29 protein-coding genes are annotated in these 25000 nt (G+C 66.5%); 14 read left to right on the forward strand and 15 right to left on the reverse strand.

What is annotated here, in order from left to right:
• Nucleotides 1-2 precede the first annotated feature (2 nt).
• The 3 genes from SSA01S_RS04560 to glmU all read right to left on the reverse strand — a co-directional run bounded on the left by SSA01S_RS04560 (nucleotide 3) and on the right by glmU (nucleotide 5202).
• Complete coding sequence (locus SSA01S_RS04560) at nucleotides 3-1916, reverse strand: EAL domain-containing response regulator (protein WP_061779416.1); 1914 nt, start codon at nucleotides 1914-1916, stop codon at nucleotides 3-5.
• A 93-nt stretch (nucleotides 1917-2009) separates the two neighbouring features.
• Nucleotides 2010-3833: a glutamine--fructose-6-phosphate transaminase (isomerizing) gene (gene glmS, locus SSA01S_RS04565; RefSeq protein WP_061779417.1), complete on the reverse strand. Its 1824-nt coding sequence runs from the start codon at nucleotides 3831-3833 to the stop codon at nucleotides 2010-2012.
• A 4-nt stretch (nucleotides 3834-3837) separates the two neighbouring features.
• Complete coding sequence (glmU, locus tag SSA01S_RS04570; RefSeq protein WP_061779418.1) at nucleotides 3838-5202, reverse strand: bifunctional UDP-N-acetylglucosamine diphosphorylase/glucosamine-1-phosphate N-acetyltransferase GlmU; 1365 nt, start codon at nucleotides 5200-5202, stop codon at nucleotides 3838-3840.
• A 62-nt stretch (nucleotides 5203-5264) separates the two neighbouring features.
• Here glmU and SSA01S_RS04575 point away from each other — a divergent pair, with 62 nt between their 5' ends.
• Complete coding sequence (locus tag SSA01S_RS04575; protein ID WP_061779419.1) at nucleotides 5265-5957, forward strand: HAD-IA family hydrolase; 693 nt, start codon at nucleotides 5265-5267, stop codon at nucleotides 5955-5957.
• Here SSA01S_RS04575 and SSA01S_RS04580 read toward each other — a convergent pair.
• Genes SSA01S_RS04580 through SSA01S_RS04595 form a run of 4 tightly spaced genes read right to left on the reverse strand, consistent with a single transcriptional unit; the run spans nucleotide 5917 to nucleotide 8528 of the window.
• The gene (locus SSA01S_RS04580) at nucleotides 5917-6933 is read right to left on the reverse strand and encodes a nucleotidyltransferase domain-containing protein (RefSeq protein ID WP_082794926.1); all 1017 of its coding nucleotides are present in this window, start codon (nucleotides 6931-6933) and stop codon (nucleotides 5917-5919) included. The genes SSA01S_RS04575 and SSA01S_RS04580 overlap by 41 nt on opposite strands.
• Nucleotides 6930-7775, reverse strand: a complete 846-nt coding sequence (locus tag SSA01S_RS04585; protein WP_061779420.1) for an HprK-related kinase A — start codon at nucleotides 7773-7775, stop codon at nucleotides 6930-6932. Before SSA01S_RS04585 ends, SSA01S_RS04580 begins: the two co-directional genes overlap by 4 nt.
• Nucleotides 7772-8056, reverse strand: coding sequence for an HPr-rel-A system PqqD family peptide chaperone (locus tag SSA01S_RS04590; RefSeq protein WP_061779421.1), 285 nt, complete (start codon nucleotides 8054-8056; stop codon nucleotides 7772-7774). The genes SSA01S_RS04585 and SSA01S_RS04590 overlap by 4 nt, the downstream gene beginning before the upstream one ends.
• Nucleotides 8057-8060: 4 nt before the next feature.
• Complete coding sequence (locus tag SSA01S_RS04595) at nucleotides 8061-8528, reverse strand: hypothetical protein (RefSeq protein ID WP_240954762.1); 468 nt, start codon at nucleotides 8526-8528, stop codon at nucleotides 8061-8063.
• Nucleotides 8529-8650: 122 nt separating this feature from the next.
• Here SSA01S_RS04595 and SSA01S_RS04600 point away from each other — a divergent pair, with 122 nt between their 5' ends.
• From SSA01S_RS04600 to SSA01S_RS04635, 8 genes are all read left to right on the forward strand, one after another.
• Complete coding sequence (locus SSA01S_RS04600; protein WP_061779422.1) at nucleotides 8651-9892, forward strand: sensor histidine kinase; 1242 nt, start codon at nucleotides 8651-8653, stop codon at nucleotides 9890-9892.
• A gap of 77 nt (nucleotides 9893-9969) precedes the next feature.
• Nucleotides 9970-11016, forward strand: a complete 1047-nt coding sequence (locus SSA01S_RS04605) for a substrate-binding domain-containing protein (protein ID WP_061779457.1) — start codon at nucleotides 9970-9972, stop codon at nucleotides 11014-11016.
• On the forward strand, nucleotides 11013-12389 hold the full coding sequence (gene pstC / locus SSA01S_RS04610; protein WP_061779423.1) for a phosphate ABC transporter permease subunit PstC: 1377 nt from the start codon (nucleotides 11013-11015) through the stop codon (nucleotides 12387-12389). The genes SSA01S_RS04605 and pstC overlap by 4 nt, the downstream gene beginning before the upstream one ends.
• Before the next feature lie 40 nt (nucleotides 12390-12429).
• Complete coding sequence (gene pstA, locus SSA01S_RS04615; RefSeq protein WP_217996047.1) at nucleotides 12430-13644, forward strand: phosphate ABC transporter permease PstA; 1215 nt, start codon at nucleotides 12430-12432, stop codon at nucleotides 13642-13644.
• A complete protein-coding gene (pstB, locus tag SSA01S_RS04620; RefSeq protein ID WP_058715114.1) occupies nucleotides 13638-14402 on the forward strand; it encodes a phosphate ABC transporter ATP-binding protein PstB in 765 nt (254 codons plus the stop codon). The genes pstA and pstB overlap by 7 nt, the downstream gene beginning before the upstream one ends.
• An 11-nt stretch (nucleotides 14403-14413) precedes the next feature.
• The gene (phoU, locus tag SSA01S_RS04625; RefSeq protein ID WP_170171691.1) at nucleotides 14414-15097 is read left to right on the forward strand and encodes a phosphate signaling complex protein PhoU; all 684 of its coding nucleotides are present in this window, start codon (nucleotides 14414-14416) and stop codon (nucleotides 15095-15097) included.
• A 13-nt stretch (nucleotides 15098-15110) separates the two neighbouring features.
• Nucleotides 15111-15803 carry a phosphate regulon transcriptional regulator PhoB gene (gene phoB / locus SSA01S_RS04630; protein WP_058715109.1) on the forward strand — a complete coding sequence of 231 codons (693 nt, stop codon included), beginning with the start codon at nucleotides 15111-15113 and terminating at the stop codon, nucleotides 15801-15803.
• A gap of 109 nt (nucleotides 15804-15912) precedes the next feature.
• Nucleotides 15913-16302: a hypothetical protein gene (locus SSA01S_RS04635; RefSeq protein ID WP_061779425.1), complete on the forward strand. Its 390-nt coding sequence runs from the start codon at nucleotides 15913-15915 to the stop codon at nucleotides 16300-16302.
• Between the two features lie 62 nt (nucleotides 16303-16364).
• On the opposite strand, the gene SSA01S_RS04640 is transcribed toward SSA01S_RS04635, so the two are convergent.
• On the reverse strand, nucleotides 16365-16697 hold the full coding sequence (locus SSA01S_RS04640) for a DUF2794 domain-containing protein (protein WP_061779426.1): 333 nt from the start codon (nucleotides 16695-16697) through the stop codon (nucleotides 16365-16367).
• Nucleotides 16697-17380: a serine O-acetyltransferase EpsC gene (epsC, locus tag SSA01S_RS04645; protein ID WP_061779458.1), complete on the reverse strand. Its 684-nt coding sequence runs from the start codon at nucleotides 17378-17380 to the stop codon at nucleotides 16697-16699. The genes SSA01S_RS04640 and epsC overlap by 1 nt, the downstream gene beginning before the upstream one ends.
• A 157-nt stretch (nucleotides 17381-17537) precedes the next feature.
• Between epsC and SSA01S_RS04650 the strand changes: the two genes are divergently transcribed.
• The gene (locus tag SSA01S_RS04650) at nucleotides 17538-18302 is read left to right on the forward strand and encodes a sulfite exporter TauE/SafE family protein (RefSeq protein ID WP_156477667.1); all 765 of its coding nucleotides are present in this window, start codon (nucleotides 17538-17540) and stop codon (nucleotides 18300-18302) included.
• A 133-nt stretch (nucleotides 18303-18435) separates the two neighbouring features.
• Here SSA01S_RS04650 and ahpD read toward each other — a convergent pair whose 3' ends face one another.
• Together ahpD and SSA01S_RS04660 are read right to left on the reverse strand one after the other, a co-directional pair.
• Nucleotides 18436-18957, reverse strand: a complete 522-nt coding sequence (ahpD, locus tag SSA01S_RS04655; protein WP_061779428.1) for an alkylhydroperoxidase, AhpD family — start codon at nucleotides 18955-18957, stop codon at nucleotides 18436-18438.
• A 118-nt stretch (nucleotides 18958-19075) separates the two neighbouring features.
• Nucleotides 19076-19621: a peroxiredoxin gene (locus SSA01S_RS04660; RefSeq protein ID WP_007403328.1), complete on the reverse strand. Its 546-nt coding sequence runs from the start codon at nucleotides 19619-19621 to the stop codon at nucleotides 19076-19078.
• 155 nt (nucleotides 19622-19776) lie between these two features.
• On the opposite strand from SSA01S_RS04660, the gene SSA01S_RS04665 reads away from it, so the two are divergent.
• From SSA01S_RS04665 to SSA01S_RS04675, 3 genes are all read left to right on the forward strand, one after another.
• Complete coding sequence (locus tag SSA01S_RS04665) at nucleotides 19777-20679, forward strand: hydrogen peroxide-inducible genes activator (protein ID WP_061779429.1); 903 nt, start codon at nucleotides 19777-19779, stop codon at nucleotides 20677-20679.
• Between the two features lie 32 nt (nucleotides 20680-20711).
• The gene (locus tag SSA01S_RS04670; RefSeq protein ID WP_082794927.1) at nucleotides 20712-21332 is read left to right on the forward strand and encodes a fasciclin domain-containing protein; all 621 of its coding nucleotides are present in this window, start codon (nucleotides 20712-20714) and stop codon (nucleotides 21330-21332) included.
• Between the two features lie 113 nt (nucleotides 21333-21445).
• Nucleotides 21446-22057, forward strand: a complete 612-nt coding sequence (locus SSA01S_RS04675) for a fasciclin domain-containing protein (protein ID WP_061779430.1) — start codon at nucleotides 21446-21448, stop codon at nucleotides 22055-22057.
• 51 nt (nucleotides 22058-22108) lie between these two features.
• Here SSA01S_RS04675 and SSA01S_RS04680 read toward each other — a convergent pair whose 3' ends face one another.
• Genes SSA01S_RS04680 through pgsA form a run of 3 tightly spaced genes read right to left on the reverse strand, consistent with a single transcriptional unit; the run spans nucleotide 22109 to nucleotide 23366 of the window.
• Entirely contained in the window at nucleotides 22109-22558 is a 450-nt protein-coding gene (locus tag SSA01S_RS04680; protein ID WP_061779431.1) for a molybdenum cofactor biosynthesis protein MoaE, read from the reverse strand.
• A complete protein-coding gene (gene moaD / locus SSA01S_RS04685) occupies nucleotides 22555-22812 on the reverse strand; it encodes a molybdopterin converting factor subunit 1 (protein WP_061779432.1) in 258 nt (85 codons plus the stop codon). The genes SSA01S_RS04680 and moaD overlap by 4 nt, the downstream gene beginning before the upstream one ends.
• Nucleotides 22812-23366: a CDP-diacylglycerol--glycerol-3-phosphate 3-phosphatidyltransferase gene (gene pgsA, locus SSA01S_RS04690; RefSeq protein ID WP_061779433.1), complete on the reverse strand. Its 555-nt coding sequence runs from the start codon at nucleotides 23364-23366 to the stop codon at nucleotides 22812-22814. The genes moaD and pgsA overlap by 1 nt, the downstream gene beginning before the upstream one ends.
• A 114-nt stretch (nucleotides 23367-23480) precedes the next feature.
• Here pgsA and SSA01S_RS04695 point away from each other — a divergent pair, with 114 nt between their 5' ends.
• On the forward strand, nucleotides 23481-24791 hold the full coding sequence (locus SSA01S_RS04695; RefSeq protein WP_061779434.1) for an MFS transporter: 1311 nt from the start codon (nucleotides 23481-23483) through the stop codon (nucleotides 24789-24791).
• A gap of 18 nt (nucleotides 24792-24809) precedes the next feature.
• Here the strand turns inward: SSA01S_RS04695 and SSA01S_RS19765 are convergent, their stop codons facing one another.
• Complete coding sequence (locus tag SSA01S_RS19765; RefSeq protein WP_167348888.1) at nucleotides 24810-24977, reverse strand: hypothetical protein; 168 nt, start codon at nucleotides 24975-24977, stop codon at nucleotides 24810-24812.
• Nucleotides 24978-25000 lie beyond the last annotated feature (23 nt).

Here is a 25000-nt window from a genome sequence, read left to right on the forward strand (position 1 = left end):
GATCAGCGCCGGGCACCTGCCGCGATGGGAAGTTCGGAGACGTTGCTGCCCGGCAGCGGCAAGTTACGCCGCGCCGCCAGCGCCCGGGCTTCCATCGCGGGCACCGGGCGCGAGAAGAGATAGCCCTGCAGATGGCTGGCCCCTGCAACACGAAGCGCCTGGGCCTGCGCCTCGGTTTCGACCCCCTCGGCGATCACGCCCAAGCCGAGTGCCCGACCGAGATGAATGATCGAGTGGACGATCGCGGCGGATTCCCGTTCACGCCCCATCCCGTCGATGAAGCTGCGATCGATCTTCAGGCAATCGAGCGCGAACTTGCGGATATTATAGAGGCTGGAATACCCCGTGCCGAAATCGTCCAGCGCTATGCGGAAGCCCAGGCGGCGCAATTCACACAGTGTATGCGAGGCGCGCTCGGCATCGTCGAAGATCGCGGTTTCGGTAATCTCGATCTGTACGCGGCCCGGCTCCACGCCCGCGCGACGAACGCTGTCCATGACATGGGCGACGAAGTGGGACCGGCGGAACTGCACCGGGCTGAAATTCACCGAGACATATTGGCCGGGCCAGTGCTGTAACTCGGCCAGCGCATGGTCGAGCACCCAGTCACCCAGTTCGTGGATCAGATGGCTTTCCTCAGCGATCGGAATGAAGATCGCCGGGCTGACCGCCCCGTGTTCCTTCGTGGTCCAGCGGACCAGCGCTTCGAACCCGGCGATGTCGAGGCTGCCGCGTGCCACGATCGGCTGGAAGGTCAGGCTGATTTCGTTCCGGGCGATCGCATTGGTCAGCCCCGCTTCGATCCCGCGGCGCACGCGAATGCTTTCATCCATCCGCTCGTCAAAGACGCGGACGACCCCGCGACCGGCCCGTTTCGCATCGTTCAGCGCCAAGTCGGCCTGGCGGACCAGATCGGTCGGGTCATGTTCCGTACCCTTGCCGCTCATCACCAGTCCGCAGGACGCGCCACACCGAACCGCATGACCCAATATGGTGAAGCTGGTGGCGCAGGCCGCCACGATCCGCTCGCAGGCGACGACGGCCTCGGCCTCGCCGCTCGCGTCGAAGAACAAGCCGAACTCATCGCCGCCCAACCGTGCGACCAACGCGTTGTCGGGCGCGGCATGCTGGATCGTCGTACAGACCTCGCGGATCAATTCGTCGCCCGCCAGATGGCCGAGCGTGTCGTTGACCAGCTTGAACCGGTCGAGATCGATCATGCCGATCGCGAACGGCCCCGGTCGCCGCCCGCGCTCCTGAATTCCACGAAGGAAGGCGACGCGATTGGGCGCATCCGTCAGGGCGTCGTGCATGGCGATGTGCATCGCCCGGTTCTCGTTCGCGGCCAGCTCCGCGGTTTTTTCCTCGAGTGTGACGACCTGCGCCGCCAGCGTCGCGCGTGCCGCCGCCAGTTCGCGATCATTGTCCCAGCGGCGGCAGAGCGCGAGCGCCATCTGGGAGATCTCGGCGACCTCGAACGGCTTGGCGATGTAGAAGATCTTGTCCGGCGGCCCGGCAACCTTGCCGATATCGGTCGGCGAGAAATCGGAATAGCCCGTGACAATCACCAGATGGACGTCGGGATCGAGCGCACGGATACGTCGCGCCGTTTCGCGCCCGTCGATACCCGGCGGCATGCGGATGTCGATGAAAGCGACCGCGAAGGGGTTGCCCTCGGCCAGCGCCTGCTCGACCGCCGCAACCGCATCCACACCCTGATAACAATGGTGCGGCCGGAACGGGCGCTGAGTCGTGTCGCCGGGGTCGGACGTCACCGGATCGACGGCACCGAACAGTTCGGCGGCCATCGCATCCAGCGTATCGCGGCGGGTCGGCTGGCCGTCCGAATGACCAGAAAAACAATATGCGTAGCTGTCGTGTACCGCCGGCTCGTCGTCAACGATCAGAATACGCATCCGGTCACCATCATTCCATCGTCAAGCAATTGGTGGAGCGATGGTAACCGGAGACGCTTAATGTGACGTAAATGGTCAGAGTTCGGACCGCGATTACTCGACCGTGACGCTTTTGGCGAGGTTGCGCGGCTGATCGACGTCGGTGCCCTTGGCGACCGCGACATGATAGGCGAGCAACTGCACCGGCACCGCATAGACGATCGGCGCGATCAGCGGGTGGACCTTGGGCATGGTGATGGTTGCGATGCAGCCCTCTCCGGCTGCCTCGATCCCGTCATAGTCGGAGATCAGGATGACCTTGCCTCCGCGCGCCTGCACCTCCTGCATGTTCGACACGGTCTTTTCGAACAACGGCCCGGAGGGGGCGATGACGATAACCGGGACATGCTCGTCGATCAGCGCGATCGGGCCATGCTTCATCTCACCCGCCGCATAACCTTCGGCGTGTATATAGCTGATTTCCTTCAGCTTCAGCGCACCTTCCAGCGCCAGCGGATAGTCGGTGCCACGGCCGAGATAGAGAACGTCGCGCGCGCTGGCGACGGCCCCGGCCATGCCCTCGATCGCTTCGTCATAAGCGAGCGCGCCGTTGATCGCGGCGGGGGCTTCGGCGAGGTGCCGGACGATCTGCTTCTCCTCGTCGGCGCTCAGACGTCCCTTGGCCTTGGCGAGGTTCGCAGCGAGCGCGGCCAGCACGCTCAACTGGCAGGTAAAGGCCTTGGTCGAGGCGACGCCGATCTCCGGCCCGGCATGGGTCGGCAGCAGTAGGTCGGCCTCTCGCGCCATCGAGCTGGTGGGCACGTTGACCACGGCGGCGATCGTCTGCCCCTCGGCCTTGGCGTGGCGCAGCGCGGCCAGCGTGTCGGCGGTCTCGCCCGACTGGCTGATGACGATCATCAGGCCGCCCGGCTCCATCACCGGCGCGCGGTAGCGGAACTCGGAGGCGACATCGAGGTCGACCGGCACGCGCGCGAACTGCTCGAACCAATATTTGGCGACCATGCCCGCATAGAAGCTGGTGCCGCAGGCGACGATGGTGACGCGCTTGATGCCCGACAGGTCGAACTCGGGGATCGGCAGGGCAATCTTGCCTTCCAGCCGCTGGAGATACGAGCGCAGCGTCTGGGCGACGACGATCGGCTGCTCGTAGATTTCCTTCTGCATGAAGTGGCGGTGATTGCCCTTGTCGATCAGCGCGCCGGTGACGCCCGACAGGGTGACCGGGCGGTCGACCGGATTGTTATCACGGTCATAGACCTGCGCGCCCTCGCGGGTGCAGACCACCCAGTCGCCCTCATCCAGATACGCGATACGCTGGGTCAGCGGCGCGAGCGCCAGCGCGTCGGAGCCCAGATAGGTTTCGTCATCGCCATAGCCGACGACCAGCGGCGAGCCGAGCCGCGCGCCGATCAACATGTCGGGCTGGTCGCGGAACAGGATGGCGAGCGCGAACGCACCGTGCAAGCGCGGCAGCACCTCGCGGACGGCGGCGACCGGATCGAGACCCTGCTCGACCTTTTCGCTGACCAGATGGGCGACGACTTCGGTATCGGTCTCGCTCGTGAAGACGCGCCCGCGACCGATCAGTTCGTCGCGCAGCGCCTTGAAATTCTCGATGATGCCGTTGTGGACGACCGCGACATGATCGGTGGCGTGGGGGTGCGCATTGTTGGTGGTAGGGCCGCCATGAGTCGCCCAACGGGTATGCGCGATGCCGATCGAGCCGGGCAACGGATGCGCCGCCAGCTCCTTGGCCAGGTTGACCAGCTTGCCCGAGGCGCGCCGACGCTGGATCGCACCGTCATCGATGGTGGCGATGCCCGCCGAGTCATAGCCCCGATATTCCAAGCGACGGAGCCCGTCGAGCAGACGCTCGGCGACATCCTCGCCGCCCAGGATTCCCACGATACCGCACATAAGCTTACTCCCCAGCCTTCTTCGCGGCCTTCTTGGCCGTCATCATCTCTCGAAAACGCTTCGCCCAGCCCGGCTTGGTCTGGCGCTCGGCCCGGACCAGCGCCAGCGCGTCGGCCTCGACATCGCTCGTCACCACGGCCCCCGCACCGACGATCGCTCCCGCGCCGATGGTCACCGGCGCGACCAGCGCGGAGTTGGAGCCGATAAAGGCCCCCTCGCCGATCACGGTCTTGTATTTCTGGAACCCGTCATAATTGCAGGTGATGGTGCCCGCGCCGATATTGGCGCCCGCCCCGACTTCAGCATCGCCCAGATAGGTCAGGTGGTTCGCCTTGGCACCGGGGCCCAGCACGGCCTTCTTCATCTCGACGAAATTGCCGACCCGCGCGCCCTCGCGCACGTCCGCTCCGGGGCGCAGACGGGCATAAGGGCCGATATCCGCGCCGGTGGCGACGGTCGCGCCCTCCAGATGGCTGAAGGCATGGATGGTCACCCCGTCCGCGACATGCACGCCGGGGCCGAAGACCACATGCGGCTCGATCACGACGTCGCGGCCCAGCTTCGTATCATGCGAGAACCACACCGTATCCGGCGCGATCAGCGTCACTCCGTCAGCCATGGCGCGGGCGCGGCGACGCGTTTGCCAGTCGGCTTCGACCACCGACAGCTCGGCGCGGCTGTTGACGCCCGCGACTTCGCCCGCCCCCGTCTCGATCACCGCCGAATGGCGACCATCGGCGGCGGCCAGCATCACGATATCGGGCAGATAATATTCGCCCGCCGCATTGTCGTTGCCGACCCGGTCAAGCAGTCCGAACAGGTCGGCCGAACGCACCGCCATCAGGCCGGAGTTACAGAGGGTTACGGCGCGTTCTTCAGGATCGGCATCCTTGAATTCGACCATCCGGTCGATCCGGCCCGTCGCATCGGCGATCACCCGGCCATAAGCGGCGGGATCGTTCGGGCGGAAGCCCAGGACCACGGCGGCGGGCTGGTCGTCCTGGCTCAGCCGGTCGATCATCGCCTGCATCGTCCGCGCCTCGACCAGCGGCACGTCGCCATAGAGGATCAGTACATCGCCGTCGAAACCCGACAGCGCTTCGCGCGCCTGCGCCACCGCATGGCCGGTGCCCAGCTGCTCAGCCTGAAGGGCGGTGCCGACGCCCAGCGGCGCGACCGCCGCCTCGACCTGTTCGCGCCCCGCGCCGGTCACCACGACCATGCGCTCGGGAGAGAGTTGCTTCACGCTGTCGATCAAGTGGAGCAGCATCGGCCGCCCGGCAATGGGATGGAGGACCTTGTGCAGGTCCGACTTCATGCGGGTGCCCTTGCCCGCGGCGAGGATGATGGCGGCGACTGGTCTCGTCATGGTGGTTGCGCCTGCCACGGATTTGGGTCCAAGGCCAGCGGGAGACTGCACCAGGACGAGACATGGACGTCAATTCATCGCACGGTTTTCCTTTCGCCATCGTGGGTTTCGACCTGGACGGCACGCTTCTCGACACCAGCGGCGACCTGACGGCGGCGGTCAATCATGCGCTCGGCTCGATCGGTCGCGCGCCCTTGAGCGTCGAGGCGGTCAAGCCGATGATCGGCGGCGGCGCGCGGGCCATGTTGAAGCATGGGCTGGAGGCGACCGGCGGCTATGATGACGCAATGCTCGATACGCTGCATCGACAGCTGCTCGACTATTACGAGGCGCATCTCGCGGTCCACACCGCGCCGTTTCCCGGGGCGCTTGCCGCGCTGGACGAACTGGCTTCGCGGAGTGTGCGGCTGGGTATCATGACCAACAAGCTGGAGCGCTTCGCGCGCGCCATTCTCGAGGCGTTGGGGCTGACGGACCGGTTCGACGCGATCATCGGCGGCGATACGCTGGGCATCCCCAAGCCATCGCCCCGGCCGATCCAGGCGCTGGTCGAACAATGCGGCGGCGGATCGGCGGCCTTTGTCGGCGATTCGATCTTCGACGTGCAGGCCGCACGCGCCGCCGGTCTTCCGGTCGTCGCCTGTTCCTTCGGTTTCCTCAGCCAGCCGGTGGAGGCGCTGGGCGCCGATGCGATCATCGATGGTTACGGCGAACTCATTCCGACGCTGGAACGGCTCGCCCCTTCCGCCACTTGATCCACAAATGCCGCGCCAGCATGGGCAGCGGCATCCGGATAGCGTGCGAGCGGATATAGAAGCCCAGGCGCGTCACCGGCCTCCGCTCGCGCCCCCAGCCGTCGCGCGCAGTCAATCGACGGCGGTATATGCGGTCGGTCGCGGTCAGGCGGCGCCACGGCTCTGGCACGTCGGTCCCGTAAAGCGCATGGCTCAGCCGCATCGCCCGCGTGACCGCCCTCGACAGGCCATGGTGTCGGGCCCGCTCTTCCAGTCCCTCGACACCGCGCTCCTCGATCAGCGCATGGATGTCCCAAAGATTGCGCAACCCACCGCTCAGGTCACCATCGGCGAACAGATGCGCGGCGGCATGGACGATCATGTCGGTGTGGCACAGGACCGCCAAGCCACCGCCCAACAGCTCGGCAGCGGCGATCAGCGCACCTGCATCCGGTGTCGGTCGTGCGGTCAGCGGCAGGATGGTATGGTGCACATCGACCATCCGATCCCGTTCGCCATGGATCAGCGGCGGCAGCTCGTGCATCCAGCGCCGGTAATAGAGGTCGTCATAGGGGTCCGCCTTTACCCATTCCCAGCCTGCGTCGAGGAGCAGCTTTTCGGCGTGGTCGAGGGACGCGCGCGGCAACAGGATGTCGCAATCGCCGATCCCGCGCCCCTGCCCCGCCGCGAGCCCCGCTGCGACGAAGGCGGTTCCCTTCAGCAGGATCACCGGCACCCCGAGCGGCGCCAGTGCCCGCGCCACGCGGTTCGCCTCCCAAAGGGCCGTGCGGCGTATCTCCTCCGCCTCGGCCTTGGCATCCTCCAGCACTCGCTGAACGACCGCTGGGATCACCAGTCCGTCCAGCCGGTACGCCAGCGTGCCCAGCAGGGTCTCGGCCCGCGCGACCGTCACCACCTCGGTCCACTCCGCAAGATCGAGCGTCGCCGCCCGCTCCGGCGCGCGGAGCAGCGCGATCAGCGTCTCGATCGCGCTCACAACGCGCTCCAGATCGATTCCACCGCCGCGACGCCCGCCTCCCCGTCGGGATAGTCCAGCGCGACCGCGGGCACCTCCGCCCGCAGCCGGGTCAGCGTGCGAAACCCCGCCTCGCCCAGCGCGACGTAGTTCGTCGATGCCTGGGTCAGCCGGACGAAGGTCTCGGTAGGCGCCATGCCTTGCAACGCCAGCGGATGACCGAAACGGGGAAAGACCAGCAGAGCCGGGCGCGCGGGTTGCGTCATCGCGGCGATGGCGGCAGCGTCGGGGGCGACATGCCGGACCTCTCCCTTGGGTGTGCCGGACAGCAGCGGGCCGACCAGGCGCCCGGCAGGAATGACGCTCAGGCTTTCGTTCTTCAGGCTGATGGGACGCGGGAAGGGATGCGCCCAGCCGGTCGCCGGATCGATCATCGCAAATTCGTCGCCCAGAAAGCGCCAGCCCCGCTCCGACAGCATCAGCGCCAGCGTCGACTTGCCGGCGCCCGATACGCCGCTGAGCAGCATCGCCCGGTCGCCCCGCGCGACCACCGCCGCGTGGAGCAGCAAGTGGCGGCGATGCCCGAGCGCGACCTGAAGGTTCATCCCCATTTCGGCGGCGAGCAACCCCTGCGCCAGCGGTAAGGGTGCGGCGTCGGGCAGGTGATAATCGCCCGTCGTGCGCACCGAGGGTCTTACCCATCGCCGCCAGAAGGAGGTCGCCTCTAGCCGAACGCTGTAATCGGCAAATTCCGCGCGCGGGTAGTCGCGGTACAGCGCATCCAGCGCGGCGATTGGCGCGCGCCAGTCCGATCCGATACGGAAGCCCACCGGCCCGACCTGCAGGGAAATGCGGTGCCTCACAATCGGTCGACCAGCCCGGCCGCCTCCAACTCGTCGAGCCGGGCGCGCAGCATCGCCATGCCATCGCCTTGCGCGTCGCCCAGCTCATATTCCGCCGCCAGCCGCGCGAACAGCGCATCCCGATCGAGCGGTGCATCCGCCAGCACCTCAAGGATCTGGGGCGCCGGCTCGTTCAGCAGATGGGTGATGCCCGACGGTCGATGAAAGATTGCCGTGAAGATATCGAGCGGCTCGACGATCAGCAGCGCCGCCTCCGCCGCGCGGTAGCGCGGACCGGCCATGCGATCAGGTCCGGGGATTCTGCACGGACAGGAAACAGGTATAGCCACTCTGCCCCATCTTCAGCTTCCTGATATAGGCGAGATAGGCTTGGCTGCTCTTGTACGTCGCACCGGGCAGATTGGCCCCCTCGTACATCGCCTTGTGGATCTCCTCGCCCGTGAAGGGGCGCGGGGGCGGCGGAAAGGGGCCATAGCCGAGGATCGGGCCCAGCAGGCTGGGCGGTGCGAGCGAGCCGTCGCTGGCGATATACTTGCCCGCATCGCCTGGGCCTGGAACCGGGATCTGGCAGTTCAGGATCGAGCCCGTCGCCTGTGCCAGCGCGGGGCGGATCGCGACGACCGCGCTGGTGCCGACCGCACCCAGCATCAGCATCCGGCGGCTCGTCACGCTGGAGGCGGGAGCGGCGGCCGGCTCTTCGGGGGGCGGCCCCTGATCGGGAGGCGTGTCGTCCATGAAGTCGCGATGTCCCATATTCGTCGCCTTGTCACAAGACGCTGAGCAAAGGCTTAAGCATCCCAAAACTGGCCAAAAGCCGGATCATATCGAGGGCGCAAGGAAGACAGACGACGCGTCGACCGCTACACCGACACCCCATGGGATTCGGCGTTCGCACCTTATGGGCGGTGATCGTGGCTGTCGTGGCCGCGCTGGTGGTGTTTCTGAGCGCCGGGCCGGGCCCTGCGATCATCACGCTGGTCGGCGGCATCGCGGCGGCGTTGGTCGCGAGCGAAGGCGTCGCCGATGAACAGGACGAAGGTCGACTGGCCGAGGAGGAGGACGCCCTGTCCCCCCTTCTCGAAGAAGCGCTGGACGCCATCGTCGAGCCGGTGCTGCTGATCGAGAAGGGCCGCGTGATCCTCGCCAATCGATCCGCCCGCGCCTTGCTCGGCGGGCATATCGTCGGGGAGGATGCGCGTGTCGCCATCCGCCACCCCGCCGCCGCCGAACGCCTGTTGGCGAAGGAAGCGATGACCGACTCCGATCATGCGATCTCGCTTGTGGGGCTGGGCTCCCTGGAGCAGCGCTGGGAAATGCGCGTCGCCGATACCAGCAGCGGCCAGCGCATCGTCCATCTGATCGACCAGACCGCGCATGACGCGGCCGAACGGATGCGCGTCGATTTCGTCGCCAATGCCAGCCATGAACTGCGCACCCCCCTCGCCTCGATCCTCGGCTTTATCGAGACGCTGAGCGACGAAGCGGGCGAGGATGCCGAAATCCGCGCCCGGTTCCTGAAGGTCATGTTCGACGAGGCGCGGCGGATGCAGCGGCTGGTCGAGGACCTTATCTCGCTCAGCCGGATCGAGGCGGACAAATATCGCCAGCCCGCCCAGCCGGTCGATATGAGCGACCTGGTGCAGCATGTCTGGGACGAGTTCCTCGATTCGGGCTCCCCGCGCGCCGACGATATCCATTGCGAATGGCCCGAGGACCTGCCGCCGGTCGCGGGCGACCGTGCCCAGCTGTCGCAGATGCTCCACAATCTGATCGGCAATGCGATGAAATATGGCCGCGCCGATACGCCGGTCCGGGTTACGCTGGCGCGCGACGGCGCCATGTTGAAGCTGGCGGTCGCCGATCGGGGCGAGGGCATCGCCGCCAGCCATATCCCGCGCTTGACCGAGCGCTTTTATCGCGTCGATTCGGGGCGCAGCCGCAGCATCGGCGGGACGGGCTTGGGGCTTGCCATCGTCAAGCACATCGTCGAGCGGCATCGCGGCAAACTGGAGATTGCGAGCGAGGTCGGGGTGGGCACGACCTTCACGGTGCGGCTGCCCGCGCTGAAAAATGCGGATCGAGCGGTTTCCGAGGGCGCTGTCACAAAACCACAATAAAAATGTCACACGGGGGTCCGGTGAGCATGGCAGCGCCGGTTCGCAACCACGATGGTCGCCCCCTTCCAAGGAACATGATGCGCCTGCCCTGCCTTCTCGCCGCGATGTTCGCGCTGGCGGCCTGCCACGATCAGGCCAATGGCGGCGGCGCGGGTGTGCGCGAGCAGATCACGGCGGTCGGCTCATCGACGGTCTATCCCTTCACCACGATCATCGCGGAGCGCTTCGTCGCGGCCGACCCCGGTGCCCGGGCCCCGGTGATCGAATCCACCGGCACGGGCGCGGGCATGAAGCTGTTCTGCGCCGGGATCGGTGCGGGACACCCGGATATCGAGGATGCCTCACGCCGGATGAAGGCGAGCGAGTATCGCGAATGCGCCGCACACGGCGCGCCCGATATCCTGGAAATCCAGATCGGTATCGACGGCATCGCCTTTGCCGAATCCAAGCGCGGTCCGCGCATGGCGCTGACCACGGTCGACCTGTACCGTGCATTGTCGGCGCATCCCGGTGGCAAGCCTAACCGCGCGCGCACCTGGGCCGACGTCAATCCGGCGCTGCCCGCCATTCCCATCCAGGTCTATGGGCCGCCAGCGACCAGCGGCACCCGCGACGCGCTGGCCGAGCTGATCCTGATGAAGGGCTGCGATGCGGTCGAGCCGGGCGCGGTCGCGCTCAGCCATCGCGATCCCGACGCGCATCGGACGCTTTGTACCCGGGTGCGGGACGACGGGGCCTATATCGATGCGGGTGAGAACGATAATCTGATCGTCCAAAAGCTGCAGGCCAACCCGGACGCACTGGGCGTCTTTGGCTATTCCTATCTGGAGGAAAACCGCCAGACGGTGGACGGCGTGGCGATCAACGGCGTCAAGCCGACCTATGCCGCCATCGCCGCCGACCAGTATCCGGGATCGCGCCCCCTCTATGTCTATGTAAAGAAGGCGCATCTGGACGCCATTCCCGGCCTGCGCGACTTTCTGCGGCTGTATGCGGCCAACTGGGGCAAGGATGGACCGCTTGTCCGGCGCGGCCTGATCGCCTCGCCCGCCGCCGTCGAGGCGAAGGCACGGGCGATCATCGCGCGGGAAATTCCGCTCGATCCCGCGAAGCTGCCGTCATGAACGGCGCAATCCTCCTGATCCTGATCGTCGGGCTGGGCGTCATCGCCTGGGCCAGCACGCGGATGCGCGCGCTGGGCTTTCGGCGCGGCCATGTCGCGCGGGTCAGTTCGCTGCCGCACCATCATGGCTGGTATGTCGCGCTGTGGACGGTGGTGCCGCCGCTGATCTTCCTGGCGGTGTGGGCCGCGACCTCGCCCGCGCTGGTCACCGAAACGGTGATCGCCACACCCGCCGCCGCGCAGCTGCCGCCGCCGGGGTTCGAGCGGGCGGCCATCCTGTCCGAAGCGCGCGCGCTGGCGGCAGGACGGACGCACGGCGCCTTCCATGCCCTGTCGCGCAGGCTCGCCCCGGCCTATGACCGGGCACAGACCCGGTTCGACTGGATCGCGACCGCCATCGTCCTGCTGCTCGCACTGGCGGGTGGGGCCTATGCCTATCTGCACGTCCGGCCGGATTTCTCGGCACGGACTCGGATCGAACGGGTCGTGCTCGGACTGCTGCTCGGCGCGTCGCTGATCGCGATCCTGACCACGGCGGGGATCGTCGCGTCGCTTCTTTATGAAGCAGGCCGTTTCTTCTCGGTCGTGCCGGTCACCGATTTTCTGTTCGGCACGCATTGGAGTCCGCAAGTCATCGACCCGCGCGATCCGGGTGCGGCGCTGGGCGCGGTGCCGCTGTTCTGGGGCACCTTCTTCATCGGTGCGGTGATCGCGATGGCCGTCGCCATCCCCTTCGGCCTGATGAGCGCCATCTACTTGACGCAATATGCCGCGCCACGCGCGCGCCGGATCATGAAGCCGGTGCTGGAGGTGCTCGCGGGCATTCCGACGGTCGTCTATGGCTATTTCGCCGCGCTGACCGTCGCGCCCGCCGTGCGCCAGTTCGCGGTCGCCATCGGCATCGACTGGGCCTCGTCCGAAAGCGCTTTGGCCGCAGGCCTCGTCATGGGCGTGATGATCATCCCCTTCGTCTCGTCCATGGCCGATGACAGCCTGGCCGCCGTCCCCAGCGCGATGCGCGACGGCAGTCTGGCGATGGGCGCCACGACGTCCGAAACCATCACCCGCGTGATGCTGCCCGCCGCGCTTCCGGGCGTGGTCGGCGGCGTCCTGCTCGCGGTCAGCCGCGCGATCGGCGAGACGATGATCGTCGTCATGGCGGCAAGCGGCGTCGCGGCGCTGACCGCCAACCCCTTCGCCAGCACGACCACCGTGACCCGCCAGATCGTCGACCTCCTCACCGGTGAGGCGGAATTCGACAGCCCCAAGACGTTGGCCGCCTTCGCGCTGGGCCTGACGCTGTTCGTCATCACCCTGCTCCTCAACATCGTCGCGCTGAGCGTGGTGAAGCGGTATCGGGAAAGCTATGAATAACCCGCTCGCCCCCAAGCCTCATGGATGGGGCAGCCCGGCCATGGCCCGGCGTCTGCGGCGGCGCTATGCGGCGGAGCGGCGCTTCCGGCGGCTGGGCGCGGCGGCGGTCGCGCTGTCGGCGGCCTTCCTGGCCTTCCTGCTCATCACGATGCTGGCCCAGGGGCTGCGCGGCTTTACCGAAACCCGGGTCACCCTGCCGGTCAACCTGGCCGCCGCCGAACTGCCGATCGAACCGGCCCGGTTGAAGGGGCGTGGCGCCGACCTGGCGCTGGCGGGTGCGGGACTGGAGAACGCGGTCGACAGCGCCGCCACGACCGCCTTCGGGCCGATCGGATCGGACCTGCTGTCGCCGGGTGCGTGGATCGTGGTTCGCGATGCCATCAAGGCGGACCCGGCCATCCTCCACCGGACGACCGTCTTCGCCCTGCCCGTCGCCAGCCGTTACGATGTCGCGGCCAAGGGCGAGGGCACACCAGAAGCCGAACGCGTCGTCGCGCGGCTACAGGCGCAGGGCGTGTTGTCGACCGGCTGGAACCTGGGCTTCCTGCGCGATGCGGATGCAACCGACCCGACGCGGGTCGGAATCTGGGGCGCGGCCAAGGGATCGCTGCTGACCATGCTGGTGACGCTGGCGCTCGCCTTCCCCATCGGCGTGCTCGCCGCGCTCTATCTGGAAGAATATGCGCCTAAGAACCGCTGGACCGATATCATCGAGGTGTCGATCAACAATCTGGCGGCGGTCCCCTCGATCATCTTCGGTCTACTGGGCCTGGCGGTGTTTCTGGGCAGTTTCGGTTTGCCTCGCTCCGCCCCGCTGGTCGGCGGCCTGACACTGGCGCTGATGACCATGCCGGTGATCGTCATCGCCGGGCGCAACGCAATCAAGGCGGTGCCGCCATCGATCCGAGACGCTGCGCTGGCGATTGGGGCATCGCGGGTGCAGGTGATCTTCCACCACGTCCTGCCGCTCGCCCTGCCCGGCATCCTGACCGGCACGATCATAGGCATGGCCCGCGCGCTGGGTGAGACCGCGCCGCTGCTGATGATCGGTATGCGCGCCTTCATCGCCGCCCCGCCGCAGGGGCTGACCGATCCGGCCACCGTCTTGCCGGTACAGATTTTCCTCTGGTCCGATCAGGTCGATCGGGGCTTCATCGAGAAGACCTCGGCCGCGATCATCGTCCTTCTCGTGTTCCTGCTCGCGATGAACGGGCTGGCCATCTACCTTCGCAATCGGTTCGAGACACGCTGGTGAGCACCCCCAAGATAAGCGCGCGCAACGTCAGCGTGTCCTATGGCGCCAAGCAGGCGATTCACGACATCTCGATCGATGTCGACATGGATCACGTCATCGCCTTTATCGGCCCGTCGGGCTGCGGCAAGTCGACCTTTCTGCGCACGCTCAACCGGATGAACGACACCATCGCCTCGGCCCGTGTCTCGGGCGATGTACGGCTCGACGGGCAGGATATCTATGCGCCCGAGATGGACGTGGTGCAGCTGCGCGCACGGGTCGGCATGGTGTTTCAGAAGCCCAACCCCTTCCCCAAGTCGATCTACGAAAACGTCGCCTATGGCCCGCGCATCCACGGCCTGTCGTCGTCGCGCGCCGAGTTGGATATGATCGTCGAACGCTCGCTGACCCGCGCGGGGCTGTGGGCCGAGGTCAAGGATCGCCTGTCGGAAAGCGGCACCGCTTTGTCGGGCGGCCAGCAGCAGCGGCTGTGCATCGCCCGCGCCATCGCGGTCGACCCCGAAGTCATCCTGATGGACGAGCCGTGCAGCGCGCTCGATCCCATTGCGACCGCCCGGATCGAGGAGCTGATCCACGACCTGCGCGGCCGCTATGCCATCGCGATCGTCACCCATAACATGCAGCAGGCAGCCCGCGTCTCCCAGCGTACCGCCTTTTTCCACCTCGGCACGCTCGTCGAGTACGGAAAGACGTCCGACATCTTCACCAACCCACGGGAAGAACGGACGAAGGACTATATCACCGGCCGGTACGGCTGAGGACGAGGATCATGGACCATACCGTAAAAGCCTTCGACAACGATATCGGGCGTCTCCGCGGTCTCATCAGCCAGATGGGCGGATTGGCCGAGGAGGCGATCGCCAATGCGATCAAGGCGCTGCAACGCTCCGACCTCGAACTGGCGCGCAAGGTTCGCGACGACGACAAGGCGATCGACCTGATCGAGGCCGAGGTCGAGCGGCTGGCCGTGCGCACCATCGCGCTGCGTGCGCCGATGGCCAACGACCTACGCGAGGTCGTCGCGGCCCTGAAGATCGCCAGCGTCGTCGAACGCATCGGCGACTATGCCAAGAACATCGCCAAGCGCGTGCCGATGCTCGAGAGCGAGGACCGGATCGAGCCCATCTCGATCCTGCCCGCCATGGCCAAGATCGCCTCGGCGATGGTGCATGACGTGCTCGACGCCTTTGCCGCGCGCGATGCCGAGGCGGCGGTGCGGGTCCGCGACAGCGATACCGCGCTCGACGATTTCTACGATTCCATCTTCCGCACGCTCGTCACCCATATGGTCGAGAATCCCAAGACGATCGGTCAGGTCGCGCACCTGCTGTTCATCGCCAAGAATCTCGAACGGATCGGGGACCATGCGACGAACGTCGCGGAGATGGTCTATTTCGCTGCGACCGGCACCCAGATGGGTGAGCGGGATCGCGGCGGCACTTTGCCTTCTTGAGGGAACAGGCACGATGGCACGGGTAAAGATGTTGCTGGTCGAAGACGATGCCGCGCTGGCGGAACTGCTCGTCTTCCATTTCAAGCGCGAGGATTTCGAGGTCACCCACACGCCGGACGGCGAGGAGGCCCTGTTGCTGGCGCGCGAAAGCACGCCGGACATCGTCCTGCTCGACTGGATGGTGGAGGGGATTTCGGGGATCGAGGTGTGCCGCCGCCTGCGCCGCTCGCCCGAAACCGCGAACGTGCCGATCATCATGCTGACCGCGCGCGGGGAAGAAGAAGACCGGGTGCGCGGGTTGGAGACGGGCGCGGACGATTACGTCACCAAGCCCTTCTCGCCGCGCGAACTGGTCGCCCGCGTCGGTGCGGTGCTGCGCCGTGTCCGCCCTGCCTTGGCTGGCGAGGCGCTGACCTATGCCGATATCGAGATGGATACGGTCGGTCACAAGGTGCGCCGCGCCGGGGAAGTCGTCTCGCTCGGGCCGACGGAATTCCGCCTGCTCAAGCATTTCCTGGAGCATCCCGGCTGGGTCTTCTCGCGCGAGCGGCTGCTCGATGCGGTGTGGGGCCACGATTCGGATATCGAGAGCCGGACCGTCGACGTGCATATCCGCCGCCTGCGCAAGGCGATCAACATCGGCGACCGCCCCGACATCATCCGCACCGTACGTTCGGCGGGCTATTCGCTCGACGCCGGGGGCTGAGTTAAAAACCCGTAAGGATCGGGTCGCAAGCGAAACGAGGGAGCCAAGTGCGGCATGGGGCGTTCACCCACCGCGCTAACGCACTTGCGCTTCTGAATAGGAGATTCGCATGAAGCTCGTTTTTCTCGCCGCCACCGCGCTGATGGCGACGCCCGCCCTGGCCCAGACCACGCCCCAGACCGACACCACGGCACAAGCCGGGGCCCAGGCAGGCACCACTGATACCACGGCGCAAGCCGGGATGCAGACCAGCACCTCGACCGACACGACCAATGGCTCGATGCAGGCCAATGCCGCTGCCTCCGCCGCGACGATGACCGCTGGCGGCTATCAGCCCGCCCAGCCGCCGATGGCCGCCCCGCCCGCGCCGGGCGCGCCGATCATCTTCAAGCAGGCGCCGACGCCCGAACAGGCGTATCCGGCCCCGGCTCCGCTGAAGAGCTATCCGATTTGTAAGAAGGGTCAGTATGACCAGTGCCGCCAGCGTGGCGGCAAGTAAGCTCCAGCCCACCACCGGGCTGTAGGACGACGCCGGTTCCCATTAGGGGACCGGCGCCTTTCTTATTCCTCGACCAGCTTCATCAGCCGCCGCTCGACCGGCGCGAGGACCGGCCCCAGTTCATGTCCGCGCTTCAGCACCGCCCCGCCCTCGCCGATCAGCGCCCACATGCCCTGTCGGTTGCGCAGCGCGGGGCGCTTCTCGATCCGGTATTCGGGCCGCTCGGCGGTGCGACGAAAGGCCGAGAAGACCGCAGCATCCTTTCCCAGGTCCATCGCATAATCGCGCCAATGGCCTGCCGCCACCATGCGGCCGTAGAGATCCAGGATGCGGTTCAGCTCGATCCGCTCGAAGCCAACCTGCCCGGCAGCGCGTGGAAAGGGTACGATCCCCATCAGGCCCGATCGCGCCGCTCTTCCTGCTCGGCCAGAACCGCGTCCAGCCGCCGCCGCATCGTATCCAGCTCGCAGCGAAGCATCTCGATCTTCTGCGTCTGCGGATCGAAGACCTCCGAACACGGCGTGCCATAGGGGACGAACCGGGGCTCGGGCGCGGCGCCGCCCTCGACCACGGTGGGGCGAGCCGGGATGCCGACCATCACTGCGCCTTCGGGCACATCCCGCGTCACGACGGCATTCGCGCCCACCCGCGCTCTCGGGCCCACGGTGATGGGGCCCAGGACCTGGGCACCGGAGCCGACGATCGCGCCGTCCATCAGGGTCGGGTGACGCTTGCCCGCCACACCGTTGTCCGGGCTGGTCCCGCCCAGCGTCACGCATTGATAGATGGTGACGTCGTCACCGATTTCGGCGGTTTCGCCGATCACGACGAAGCCGTGATCGATGAAGAAGTTGCGGCCGATCGTTGCACCAGGGTGAATGTCGATCGCAGTCACGAAACGGGTGAAGTGATTGACCAACCGCGCCAGGAAAAAGGCTCGCGCTTTATACAGGCGGTGGGCGACCTTGTGGCCCGCCAACGCCCAGACGCCCGGATACAGCAAGATCTCCGCGCGCGAGTGAGGAGCCGGGTCGCGAGCCCGGATCGAATCAAGATAGGCGGCCAATCGGCTCGGCATGAGCATGTCCCCAGATGCGATACCGGCATTTAGGCACGGTATAGCGTGAAATCCAGATAGTCGCAGCAGCCGATGCGGCGCGACAAACTCTATCTTTGTTGCAGCGTTGGTCCCGACACGGCATGGCCGACCGGCCGAAAGGCTTAAAGGAGACATGATGGACCCGACGAGTAGCGAGCTGATCCATATCCTGCCCTTTGTGGGCGTCGGCTTTGCCGCCCAGGTGGTCGATGGCGCGCTGGGCATGGCGTTCGGCGTGATCTCCAACACCCTGCTCATCAGTCTGGGCGTGCCGCCGGCGGCGGCCTCGGCGGGGGTGCACAGCGTCGAAACCTTCACCACCGCGGTGTCGGGGATCAGTCATGCGGTGCATCGCAACGTCAACTGGCGGCTGTTCCTGCGCCTGATGATCCCGGGCGTAATCGGCGGGGCGCTGGGCGCCTATGTCCTGTCCAATATCGATGCGGCGGTCGTGAAGCCCTTCATCCTCGCCTATCTGACCGCCATCGGCCTCTATCTGCTGATCCGCGCGTGGCGTCACAAGCCGCATACCCGCGAGCCCAAAGTGGTGGAGCCGCTGGGCTTTATTGGCGGCTTTCTGGACGCGGCGGGCGGGGGCGGCTGGGGTCCGGTGGTGACCTCCAACCTGCTGGCGCAGGGTGCGGCTCCGCGCACCACCATCGGGACGGTCAACACCGCCGAATTCTTCCTGACGGCGACGATCTCGGCGACGTTCATCACCCAGTTGGGCTGGGGCGCGTTTACCATGGCAACGGTCGGCCTGCTGATCGGCGGCATCTGTGCGGCGCCGTTCGGGGCCATGCTGGCCAAGCGGGTGCCCGCGCGGACGCTGCTGACGCTGGTGGGCATCATTCTGACGCTGACCAGTCTTTGGGGACTGTACCAGGCAATTGTCCGGTAAATCCTCCCCGGCATGGGGAGGTGGCACGCCACGGGCGTGACGGGGAGCTTGCCACACAGAGTGTAGCTGGTGGAAAGCCCCCTCCACCACCGCTTCGCGGCGGTCCCCCTCCCCGTGCCGGGAAGGATCGGTGTTACGCCGTTGCCGCGTGGACGGTCGCGACCGCCTGCATCACCGCGGCGATGCGGACCGAGGTCTGGATGATCTCGGCCGAGACACCTGCCTTCTTCAGCACGGCCTCATGCGCGTCAATGCACATGCCGCAGCCGTTGATTGCCGACACGGCCAGGCTGAACAGCTCGAAATCGACCTTGTCGATACCGGGCGCCGCAATGACGTTCATGCGCAGCTTGGCGGGCAGGTTGCGATATTCCTGGTTCCCGGCGAGATGGGTAAAGCGGTAATAGACATTGTTCATCGCCATCACCGCCGCCGCCGCGCGCGCCGCATTGGCGGCCTCGGGCGACAGCTTTGCCGCGCATTCCGCCTCGGCGGCCTCGACCAGCGGCTTGTGGCCGGTGCCATGCGCACAGGCGAGCAGCAGGCCGTATTTGCGCTGATCGTTCAGCAGCGCCTCGTTCAGCAGCGATCCGACATTCAGGCGAATGTCCTTGGCGAAGTCGGGCAGTTGCCCAGCAAATTCCTTGAGCGACATGGAAGGGCTCCAGATAAACGACGCCCCAGTCCGGGCCGCCGACCGCAATGTATCGGCAACCCTCGCCGGGGCATCGGGAAAGTGGGTCCGGGGACGGCTCCGCCCCCGGACGACAGGATTATTCGGCCGCGAGCTGGAGGACGTCGTCGCCCTTGTTCCAGTTGCACGGGCACAGCTCGTCGGTCTGCAGCGCGTCGAGAACACGCAGGGTTTCCTGCGGGTTTCGGCCGACGTTCAGGCCGTTGATCGTGACGTGCTGGATGACATTGTCGGGATCGATGATGAAGGTCGCGCGGTAGGCGACATGCTCATTCTTGTCGACGATGCCCAGCGCATCGGCCAGGACGCGGCCATTGTCCGCGATCCAGGGGAAGTCGGCAGCGGCCAGATCGGGGTCCGACTTGCGCCATGCCAGGTGGACGTGCGCGGTGTCGGTCGACGCGCCGATCAGCACGGCGTCACGGTCCGCGAAATCGTCCTTCAGCTGGGCATAGCCGACGATCTCGGTCGGGCAGACGAAGGTGAAGTCCTTGGGCCAGTAGAACAGGACCTTCCACTTGCCCTCATAGGAGGTGTCGCTGATCGTCTCGCCGGCGGGCAGCGCGTTGGTGCCCTGCTGGACGGGCACGGTGAATGCGGGGAGCTTGTCTCCAACGGTCAACATGGCAATAGCCTCCATTTCTTCAAAAAATTCGGCTTCAGCCATCCTCTCGAACGATCGGCGGTGGACCGCCTGTATTCGTTGCCGCGACAGATATGGGGACTGGCGCGATCAATCCAACAAGCTATTTGTCAGATCGCAATCGACTGAGACGATCAATGGCCGCGACCTACCTACCGACGTTGAAACAGCTGCAATATCTCGTGGCGCTGCAGGACCATGGCCATTTCGGCCGGGCGGCGGATGCGTGTTTCGTCACCCAGTCGACCCTGTCGGCGGGCCTGCGCGAGCTGGAGACGCTGATCGGCGTGACGCTGGTCGAGCGGACGCGCCGCGTGGTACGTTTTACGCCGCTGGGCGAACGGATCGCCGACAAGGCGCGGCGGGTCCTGCGCGAGGCGGACGAGCTGGGCGATATGGCCCGCGCAGCCGGGCGCCCCTTGTCCGGCGAGATGCGCATGTCGGTCATTCCGACCATCGCGCCCTTCATGCTGCCCCGCATCCTGCCGCGCCTGCGCCGCGACTATCCCGACCTGAAACTGTTTCTGCGCGAGGAGCCGAGCGGCCCGGCGTGCGAGCGGCTGCACAATGGTCGCACCGACTGCGTGCTGCTCGCCCTACCCTTCGCCTGCGGAGAGGTGACGGCCGAGCCTCTGTTCGACGACCGGCTGTTCGTCGCCTTCCCTACGGACGACGACAACGCGCCGCCGGCCGCCATTCCGGCCGCCGCGATCGACGAGACCCGGCTGCTGCTGCTGGAGGACGGGCATTGCCTGAAGGACCATGCGCTTGCCGCGTGCAACCGGCCAGAGCTGCGGGCCGAGGCGACGATGCTGGGCACGTCGCTGCACACCATCGTCCAGATGGTCGATAACGGCCTGGGCATGACGATGCTGCCCGAAATGGCGCTGCGAGCGGGGATATTGGAGAATACGAACATCACCGCCCGCCCGCTCGATGCGGAAAATGCGATGCGCAAGATCGCGCTTGTCTGGCGACGCGCCAGCCCGCGCGAAAAGGACTTCCGCCTGCTTGCCCAGGTGTTCGCCGAAGCGGCCTGAGCGCCCCCAGCCATCCGAAGGAGATTTCGCCCATGACCCTCAACACACGGCACACCATCGCCCTGTTGCCGATCATTGCCCTGATCAGCCTTGGCGGCTGCGCGGGCGGGCGGAATGAGCGCGAGGCGCCCGTCACACCCTCCGTCACGGCGCCCGTGGAAGCCCCCATGCCCGCGCCGACCGACCAGCCCATGGCCCCGACCCGGACCATCCTGGACAATGCGGCGGCCACCGGATCGCTGTCGTCCTTCGTGGCGGCGGTCCGTGCCGCTGGCCTCGCCACCACGCTGGCAAGCCCCGGGCCGTACACGGTGTTCGCGCCCTCGAACGAAGCCTTTGGTCGCCTGGCCCCCGGCGTGCTCGACCAGCTGTTGCAACCCGCCAATCGCGTATCCTTGGTGCGGGTGATCCGTTTCCACATGGTGCCCGGTACGATCGGCGTCGCGGAGCTCCAGCGGCGGATCGCGGCGGGCAACGGCACCGCGACCCTGATGACCGTGCAGGGCGAGCCTCTGACCGTCACCATGACCCAGTCGGTCATCACCCTGACCGATGCCAGCGGCAACAAGAGCTATGTCGAGGCGGGCGATATGGCCCAGGCGAACGGCGTGGTTCACATCGTCAATGGTGTCTTGGTGCCAAAACTCGATTAAGTGCGTTACTCCCGGCAGGACGGCCGTTTCGGTTGCCGAACGGCTGGCCTGCCCTTCCACCTGCGGCGCGACGCGATCTCGCTCCGCCGCCCGAAGAACGGGAGTATGCTTTCATGCTGAAGACCCTTGCTATCCTCGCGACCGCCACCGCCCTGACCAGCGCCGGTGCGGCGGTTGCCCAGACCACCACGGCGCCTGCGGCTCCGGCCCAGACGATGCCCGCCCCCGCCACAACGCCGGCCGCTCCGGCGACCGCGACGCCCGCCGCGACCGGCAATGTCGTTCAGGTTCTCGCCGCGACCCCGGATCGCAGCACGCTGGCCAAGCTGGTGACGACTGCCGGTCTGGATACCGATCTGGCGGGCCCGGGCCCGTTCACTGTCTTTGCCCCTAGCAACGAGGCGTTCAGCCGCATGCCGGCGGGCGCGCTCGACAATCTGAGCAAGCCGGCGAACAAACCGGTGTTGGCGACGATCCTGAAATACCATGTCGTCTCGGGCAAGCTGACCGCCGAGCAGCTGAAGGCGCAGATTGCGGCGGGCAACGGCACCGCGACGCTGACCACGCTGGCGGGCCAGCCGCTGACCGCGCAGCTGGGCCCGAACGGCAATATCATGCTGACCGACGTCAACGGCCAGAAGGCCTATGTCGACAAAGCCGATGTGGATGCGACCAACGGCGTCGTCCATCTGACCAACGGCATCAACGTGCCCAAGATCGGCTGATCGGTCCCAAAGGATCGCATTGGGAAAGGCGGGGCTTCGGCTCCGCCTTTTTTATGGGGCCTGGGTGCTCCAGCGCTCGGCCGCCGCCGTGTCGCTCTCCCGCGCCTCGATCCAGCGGGCGTCTTCGCCCCGCGTCTCGCGCTTCCAGAACGGAGCGTCGGTCTTCAACCGGTCGATCAGATAGGCACAGGCGTCCAGCGCATCGCGGCGGTGCGGCGCAGCGGTCAGGACCAGGACGATACGCTCGCCCGGCCGCATCGGGCCGACCCGGTGGACGATCGTCGCCGCCTGAAGCGACCAGCGTTCGGTCGCCAGTCGGGCGATGCGGTCGAGCGCCGCCTCGGTCGCGCCGGGATAATGTTCCAGCTCCAGCTGGTCGACGCCGTCATCGGCTCGCACCAGCCCGCAAAAGCTCGCCACCGCGCCGACATCGCCGGTCTCGACCCGCTCCGTCTCGCCCGCCAGATCGATGGGATCGCGCGATATCAGAATGCGGATCATCCGCCGGTCACCGGCGGGAAGATCGCCACCTCACGCGCGCCGATAATCGAGGCCTCCGGCCCGACAAAATTCTGGTCGACCGCCGCGCGCAACCGCTCGGGCTCAGCCATTGCCTCGGCATAGCCGCCGCCTCGCGCGGCCAGCCAGCGGACCAACTGCGCCACCGTCGTGACCTCCGGGGGAAGCACGACCGACTCCTCGGCCTGCCCGATCCGTTCCCGGACCCAGGCGAAATACAGGATCGTCAGCGTCATCAGCTATCCATATGCTTGAGGCCGACGCGCAGATAATCCCAACCCGTGACGATGGTCAGCACCGCCGCACCCCACAGGGCCGCCAGCGCCGCGATGTGCAGCCAGGGCCAGCCCGGCAATGCTCCGCCCAGGATCAGACCGCCCAGCGCGACGAGCTGCAGCGTCGTCTTCCACTTGGCGAGCCGCGAGACGGGGACCGACACCTGCAACTGCGCCAGGAACTCGCGCAGGCCCGACACCGCGATCTCGCGCAGCAGGATGACGAGGCCGGCAATCACACTCCACCCGCTCAGCACCTGCACCGCGACCAGCACCAGGATGACCGAGGCGACCATGATCTTGTCGGCGATGGGATCGAGGAAGACACCCAGCTTCGACACCGCGCCCTGCGCCCGCGCCAGATAGCCATCGAAATAATCGGTGATGCCCATCAGGCAGTAGAGGAAGAAGGCGATGCCATAGCCCAGCGCCCAGTCGGGCTGCCACAACAGCCCCGCGAGCAGCGGCACGGCCAGGATTCGCGAAAGCGTCAACAGATTGGGCAGCGTCAGCATGACGCCTTCTAACCGCTCCCTCGCGCATGACAAACCGCTTTAACCGGTTGGCGATGCGCCACCGCATGGTTATGTTGGCGTCATCCTGTTGCCACGATCGGGCCATTTTTCGTTATGCTCAATGCCCTCGGGCTTCTCAAGCGGCGCCGGTTCCTGCCGCTGTTCACCACCCAGTTCCTTGGCGCGTTCAATGACAATCTGTTCAAGACATCGATGGTGTTGTTCGCCACCTATGCGATCTTCAACGACGCCCATGCCGAGGCGAACTTCAACGCGCTGGCGACCGGCCTGTCGATCGTGCCGTTCGTGCTGCTGTCCGCGCTGTCGGGACAGCTGGCGGATAGCCATGACAAGGCGCGGATCATCCGCATCGTGAAGACGGCCGAGATCGGCATCATGATCGTCGGTGCCCTCGGCCTGATGATCGCCAAGGCTGGCTATATCAATCTGGGCCTGGGCCTGATGCTGGGCACCGTGCTGGCGCTGGGCGTGCATTCGACCTTTTTCGGGCCGATCAAATACGCGATCCTGCCCCAGCATCTGGAGCCCGACGATATCCTGGGCGGCACCGGCCTGGTCGAGGCGGGGACCTACCTCGCCATCCTGCTCGGCACGGTGGTCGCAGGCTGGGTGCCGATCGAGGTCGCGGCCGGGGGCGTTCTGGTCGTTGCAGTGCTGGGCTGGTTCACCGCGCGGCAGGTCCCGCCCGCCCCGCGCGAGGGGCCGCCGCTCAAGCTGAACTTCAATCCCTTCACCGCATCATGGCGGCTGATCGCAGCGACACTGCATATCCGGCGGCTGTTCCTGGCCATCGTCGCGATCAGCTTCTTCTGGACGATCGGGTCGGTCCTGATCATCGTCTTCCCACCGTTGGTGAAGAACGTGCTGACCGCCGACAAGGAAGTCGCCAGCCTGGCCATTGCGATCTTCTCGATCGGCGTGGCGATCGGATCAGTGGTCATCAACACGATGCTGAAGGGTGAGATTTCGGCGCGCTATTCGCCGGTCTCGGTTATCGCCATGGGCGCCTTCGTCGTCCTGTTCTCGATCCTCTGCCGCAACTGGACCCCGGCCCCCGACGGCGGCCTGTACAGCTGGCAGGCGTTTCTGGCGGAGCCGCGCGCCATTGGCATCCTGGCTACGCTGCTCGCCATCGCCACGACGGGCGGCATGTTCGTCGTGCCGCTTTACGCCTTTCTGACCACCACGGTGGAAAAGGACCAGACCGCGCGGACCGTGGCGGCCAACAACATCGTCAACTGCTTTGCGATGACCATCGGTTCGGCCGCCGTGTTGGGGATCAGCGCGGCGGGCGTCACGCCGGAGGACATGTTGTTTCTCGTCGCGGGCATGTGCCTGGTCTCGGCCTGGCTGGCGCTTCGCCTGCACCGCGCCTGCGACGATGGCTGCGTCAGGCCCGCCTGACCGGCCAGGCGCGACCGGTCAGAACAGGAAGCTGTAGATACAGACGAAGAAGGCGGTGAAGCTGAGGACGAACAGGCGCAGGTCCTGGTCGTCATCCCGGCGGCTGCGCATCGGCGCAGGGGGCGGGAGCGAGCGCCGGAAGGGGTGGCGGGCGGCTTCGTTGGTCAGGATGAGGCGACGTCTCATGGCGTCGTGTTAACGGATCATTC

Origin of the sequence: Sphingomonas sanguinis NBRC 13937 (assembly GCF_001591005.1) — a bacterium.
Taxonomy (GTDB): Bacteria; Pseudomonadota; Alphaproteobacteria; order Sphingomonadales; family Sphingomonadaceae; genus Sphingomonas; species Sphingomonas sanguinis.